This window comes from Neisseria sp. P0021.S006 (assembly GCF_051956895.1).
The window spans coordinates 1-1,206 of the sequence record NZ_JBQCWZ010000426.1 but is presented as its reverse complement, the minus strand read 5'-3'; the positions used below and the strand labels follow the sequence as shown (position 1 = coordinate 1,206).

1 protein-coding gene is annotated in these 1,206 nt (G+C 37.5%); it reads left to right on the top strand.

Annotated elements, in window-relative coordinates:
- A partial coding sequence (locus ACTHUM_RS14720; protein ID WP_440403251.1) for a hypothetical protein occupies positions 1-1,206 on the top strand: 1,206 nt, incomplete at both ends.

The following is a 1,206-nucleotide window of genomic DNA, read 5'->3' as shown; positions in this document are numbered from 1 at the left end:
CTTTACAGCTACTAATCGTGAATATTTAGATCAAGACCGAAATTTAAAAACATTATTTAGTACCTATACCGATAAAAACAAAAACGAAATAAATAAATTCTTGCATAGTATTCAGATTGAAAACCGTAATGCCTCAATGGATTTTAAAAGAGGAATGGAACAAGGCTATAAAGATAGCAGTAACGATGCACATAATGATCCAAAGATAATTGGGAAAGGCATAATTTCCTTGCCGAGATACGTCTATGATTCGTCTGCCAGTGATGAAGTGGGCCCACTAGACGATCAACAAATGGAGACTAACCGTATAGCCCTGCTACGTTTACAAGGGAGAGATTTTGAAGCAGGTAGAATATATGAATACAACCATGCAACCCAACAACGGTTAATGTGGTATCAATTGCCAGTAATGGAGCTAGCAGGACGTATCCCTAGTAAATTGGCTAACAAATATAAACTGTACCGCGCAGGTAAGTTATCTGCTACACAACTGGCAGCAGAAATAAAAAAACAAGCACCAATTGTTCCAAATGGAAAAGCATTTGATTTTACCAGTGGAACATTGATACCTAATCAAACCGTTAAGCTCACACAGGCACAGAATCTGTCCAATGGAACAACCCTGCCGGCAGGGACAATTGCACGACTAACAGGCAAGGGAGTGGAGGCAACTTTGCCCAATGGTAAAAATGTTAGTTATGCAGGGGTGACTGAACAAAGGGCGTTGCCTGCACCTCGTAAGTCTGATGTAAGCAAAAATACTGATAATAATAAAGTAGTTGATAATGGTAGGAAATCTAATTTTAATAAAACGCCTGATGATACAGATAAAGTATCTAATAACGCGGATAAACCTGAAAAACCTAAACGCGATCTTAATGAAATCAAAAAGCAGTACGAAAATGAAATTTCTGATATTGAAGGAATTGCAAATTACACAGGCAGAGAGGCTGAAAGTCGAGGAGGCTTAAAAGGTGCACTTGAGGAATATGCAAGAACTGGTAAGGAAGTGGGTGTTAAACATCCGTCAAACCATATCCAAAAGACAGAAAATCTTTTAAAAAAAGCAAAAAAATTAGAAAGGAAAATTAAAAACTCAACATTAAGCGATAACGATAAGCAAGCGTTATTAAATAGAATAAATCAATTCCGACAAAACATTGAGCCAGCTTTGAATGATGCAATCAGGAGGAGAGATAGCAAGTG